The organism is Embleya sp. NPDC059213, assembly GCF_042754445.1.
In the GTDB taxonomy this organism is placed as follows: Bacteria; Actinomycetota; Actinomycetes; order Streptomycetales; family Streptomycetaceae; genus Embleya.
In genome coordinates this window covers 1-4,029 of sequence record NZ_JBHZAV010000363.1, presented here as the reverse complement: position 1 = coordinate 4,029, position 4,029 = coordinate 1, and the positions used below count along the sequence as shown (strand labels likewise).

General features: G+C 70.6%; 5 protein-coding genes. 2 read left to right on the top strand and 3 right to left on the bottom strand.

Annotation, left to right across the window (positions count from 1 at the left end):
* Positions 1 to 709: 709 nt before the first annotated feature.
* On the bottom strand, positions 710 to 1,042 hold the full coding sequence (locus tag ACFXMF_RS47105; RefSeq protein ID WP_379991893.1) for a hypothetical protein: 333 nt from the start codon (positions 1,040 to 1,042) through the stop codon (positions 710 to 712).
* Between the two features lie 385 nt (positions 1,043 to 1,427).
* On the opposite strand from ACFXMF_RS47105, the gene ACFXMF_RS47100 reads away from it, so the two are divergent.
* Together ACFXMF_RS47100 and ACFXMF_RS47095 are read left to right on the top strand one after the other, a co-directional pair.
* Positions 1,428 to 1,964: a GNAT family N-acetyltransferase gene (locus ACFXMF_RS47100; protein ID WP_360317471.1), complete on the top strand. Its 537-nt coding sequence runs from the start codon at positions 1,428 to 1,430 to the stop codon at positions 1,962 to 1,964.
* A gap of 50 nt (positions 1,965 to 2,014) precedes the next feature.
* Positions 2,015 to 3,067 carry an LCP family protein gene (locus tag ACFXMF_RS47095; RefSeq protein ID WP_379991894.1) on the top strand — a complete coding sequence of 351 codons (1,053 nt, stop codon included), beginning with the start codon at positions 2,015 to 2,017 and terminating at the stop codon, positions 3,065 to 3,067.
* A 27-nt stretch (positions 3,068 to 3,094) separates the two neighbouring features.
* On the opposite strand, the gene ACFXMF_RS47090 is transcribed toward ACFXMF_RS47095, so the two are convergent.
* On the bottom strand, positions 3,095 to 3,790 hold the full coding sequence (locus tag ACFXMF_RS47090; RefSeq protein WP_379991895.1) for a hypothetical protein: 696 nt from the start codon (positions 3,788 to 3,790) through the stop codon (positions 3,095 to 3,097).
* The coding region (locus ACFXMF_RS47085; RefSeq protein ID WP_380021292.1) for a hypothetical protein at positions 3,787 to 4,029 on the bottom strand (243 nt) is incomplete at its 5' end. The genes ACFXMF_RS47085 and ACFXMF_RS47090, both read right to left, overlap by 4 nt.

The window sequence follows — 4,029 nt, the reverse complement described above, 5'->3', positions numbered from 1 at the left end:
GGGCGGCCCTGCTCCGTGGGGCCGCCCTTCGCGCGCTTGGGTCGCTCGGCGTTCGGGTCGCTCGGCGTTCGGGTCACACCCGGGTCGGCGGGCGGCTTGCCACAGGTGGGTCGGAAGGCGGCCTCGGGGTCGGCCTTGGGTGACGGCGGCGCTCTGTACCTCCGAGACCATCACGGGATCGGGGGCTGCGGCTCGTGCGAACGACCGAAGCCGGTGGCTTGCAGGGCCCCCAGGAGGGCGACCGTCGCTACGCGCCGCCACCTGCCACTTGTCCCGGGTCGGCTCACGGATCGGTCGGCTGCCTGGGAGGGCGGATGGCCGCACGCAGGTCCACGGGTATTCGATCCGGGAGACCGTTCGGGGCTATGTCGGCCTCGTGTCGGTGCGGATCCAACGGCTGTCCCGAAGCCGAGCTCGATCCCCCTGTCCAGAACCCGCCGACCCTTTCGGCCCGACGACCTGCCGGGGCTGCCACCGCAACTACCGGCCCGTCAGACCCAATCCCTGGTGCTCGGATTACTGCTTGAACCAGGAAGTCCTCATGCTGTCTGACCAGCAGGGATGCGCGGCTTACGGAGCCTCCATGGCCCGCCGCAAGCCGACATCCAACAGCCGCAGGTGGTGCTCGGGCACCTGCCGGCCGAGAGTTGTCCGCCGGCGGGCGGAGTTCCGCACGCGGGCCGCACAAGTCGACGAGTGACCGACGGCCTCACCGCAGGTGGAGGAAACTCCGGATGTCGTCGAAGCCGTCGAGAGCCCGACCATCCACGTCCGTCGGATCCGCCTCCGCACGCGCCGCCGACGATTCAGCCAACGCAAGGGCCTCATCGCCGAGACAGCCGAAGCGCCGAGCCGCATGTCCCAGACACAGGCCGGCCAGACCGAGCAGGGGGCTGCCTGACACGGCCCGCGTCCCGATCTGGACACACCGGTGCTCGACGAACTCCCGATCGTCGTCGTTCAACGCACTTCCGACCAGTGCAACCGCCGCCTCGCCCTCTTGCGAACGGTCACGCAGAGCCTCCTCCAAGATCCCGGCCACTCCAAGATCCCGGCCACTGCCTCGTGAGGCAGAGCAGGAGGGTTCTCAAAGCGCAGATGAGAGTGCATCCCGCGAGATTGCGCGCTGACGGAAGTGGCATCCGCCCAGGCCCCCAGCGACGTCGAGGCGAACCCTGCCTGACGCGGCACCGACCCGATCCGCCACACATCGGCCCAACTTCGGTGTCAGAAACCGGATAGTGGCCCATCTTCGGTGTCACAAACAGCGATCCGCCCAACTTCGGTGGCAACCAACCCAAGTTCGCTGTCACAGGTCATCGGTGGGCGGGGCCGTCGCCTTCCCGATGCGAGCGGCGCCGTGCCGCCACCCGATGCACCGCCGGCCGCGCCGTCTCGCGTGTCGGGCGGCAGCCACAATGGCAATCATGAGCAGTGATGCGATGCGTGTTGCCTCGGTGGGCGATCTGGAGCGTTTGCGAGAGATCGAGGTCGCCGCCGGGATGTGTTTCGTGGATGTCGCGATGCCGGAGATCGCTGCGGACGAGCCGTTGTCCGTGGCGGAGTTGGCGCAGTATCAGAGCGATGGGCGGTGCCTGGTGGTCGGGGAACCGGCGATCGCCTATCTGATCTGGGACCTCGTGGACGGCGCGGCGCACATCGAGCAGGTGTCGGTGCATCCCGACGGGGCGCGGCGCGGGCTCGGGCGGGCGATGATCGATCGGGTGCAGGCGGAGACCGGGCTCGCTTCGACGTTGACCACGTTTCGGGACGTCCCGTGGAACGCTCCGTACTACGCGCGGATCGGCTTTCGCACGCTCGACGCGGCCGAGGTGACGCCGGGGCTCGCGGCAATCCGGGCGCACGAAGCGGCCATCGGGCTGGATCGATGGCCTCGCGTATGCATGCGGCGGCCGGCTCCGGATCTCGGACAGGCAGCGAAGTCGATCTCGTCTTCGCACTGATTTTCGGCTCCCTCTGCCGTTGCTGACGACTGGTCAGCTAGCTTCTGCGCATGACGGATGCGCTGGGTGCGACGGACGAGTCGGCCGAGGTCGGCGGGGCGGACGAGGACGTCGAGCCGACCTCGACACCCGAGCGCAAGCCTTGGTCGCGGCGCCGCAAGGCGATCGTGGGACTGGTCGGGCTGCTCACCCTTTCGCTGTTCGTGGTCGGTGGCTGCGCGGTCTGGGTGGTGTACTCGCTCAACGCCAACATCAAGCGCATCGACGGAGTCTTCGACCGATCGAGCATCCCCGCCGCGGGGCCGCGCCCGCCGGCCGATCCCACCGCCGGTCGGGCACTGAACATCCTGCTCGTCGGTATGGACGCGGCGGCGGCCGGCGCCGACCCGAACGTGCTGGAGGGCCGACGCAGCGACACCATGATGCTGCTGCACCTGCCCGCCGGTCGGGCCTCGATCTCGGCGATCTCGCTGCCGCGCGACTCGTGGGTGTCGATCCCGGGACACGGCGAGGCCAAGCTGAACGCGGCCTTCTCGTGGGGCGGACCCGCGCTGCTCGTGGCCACGATCGAGAACCTGACCGGCGTACGAATCGACCACTACGCGGCGGTGGACTTCGGCGGCTTCAAGGGCATGGTCGACGCGCTCGGCGGGGTGACGGTGGACGCCGACAAGGGCCGGGCCAAGCTGGACGGCAACGAGGCGCTCAAGTTCGTGCGGCAGCGCTACGGGCTCGAGCGCGGCGACCTGGATCGGGTGGCCCACCAGCAGCAACTCCTGGGCGCGATCGCGGAGAAGGTCACCGCGGAGGGCGTACTCGGCAGCCCGCTGCGCACCGAGAACCTGTTGCAGTCGCTGACCAAGTCGCTGACCGTCGACGACAACCTCAACTTCAAGGCCCTGCTCGACCTGGCCACCGACCTCAAGGGCATCAACGAAGCCGACCTGGCGTTTCGCACCGCCCCCGTCGCCGGCTTCGGCGAGCGCGGCGGCGGGCAGAGCGTGGTCCTGCTCGACGACAAACGCTGCAAGGAACTGTTCGCCGCCGTCCGCGCCGACATCCCCTGGCCGGAACCGGCCCCCGGCGAACTGTGGCGGCCCTGAGCACGTCACCGACGGTGCTCGGAGCGCTCAGCACAGTCGGTGCAGGGCGCGGCGGGCGGCCTTGGCCACCTCGGGATCGGGGTGGGTGGTTTCGGCGAAGCGCAGCACGTCCTCGGCGCAGGGGTGGCCCATCGTCGCGAGTTCGCCGAAGACCACGTCGGCGCCCGGTCCCTGGCTGCCCGTCACCTCGGTGAGCAGGCCCAGTACGGCCGCCTCGTGTCGACCCAGGAGCGCTGCGGCGGCGTTGTCCGCGGTCAGCCAGGCCAGCGTGCGCAGCGTCGCGGGTGGCACGTCGCGGTCGTGGGTCAGGCGCCAGTTCCACACGTGCGGGGCGAGGGTGGGGTCGGCGCCGGCCTGGGTGAGGGCGCGTTCGACGGCGGCCTCGGGCAGGTCGGCAGCGCCCAGATGGGCGAAGAGCATGAGGCGCTCGGTGGGCCCGGCGGCGCCCGCGACCGCACACAGCTCGGACAACGCGGCGTCGACGGGGCGGCACGCGATCCAACTCGCGAACGTACGCGTCGCCACCGGTCGCGGCCACGCCCCCATCGCGCCGAGCAACCGAGCGCCGGACGCGGCGGTGTAGTCGTCGACGGTGGCGACCGGCAGCCCCTGCTCCCGAAACATGCGATGCACGAGCGTGCCACCGAGGCCGGTCAACGTGATGCCCTCGGCGGTGCGCCGAACAATGCCGAGCGCCGCCAGCCGATCGGCAAGCAAAATCACCCCGGCCCGAACCCGACCGAGAAACTCGGCAGACCCCGGATCCGCAGCCGCGGACACACCGGCCGCAGACGCGAACGAGCCGGTCGCGGGCGCGGGCGGGTCAGCCGCACGCGGGCCCGGGTCGGTCGCGGAAGCATGCGGGTCAGCGGTACGCGGGCCCGGGTCGGTCGCGGAAGCATGCGGGTCAGCGGTACGCGGGCCCGGGTCGGTCGCGGAAGCATGCGGGTCAGCGGTACGCG

Coding starts and splice junctions, on each gene's coding strand:
- ACFXMF_RS47100 (WP_360317471.1), top strand. CDS start 1,428: ATGAGCAGTGATGCGATGCGTGTTGCCTCGGTGGGCGATCTGGAGCGT.
- ACFXMF_RS47095 (WP_379991894.1), top strand. CDS start 2,015: ATGACGGATGCGCTGGGTGCGACGGACGAGTCGGCCGAGGTCGGCGGG.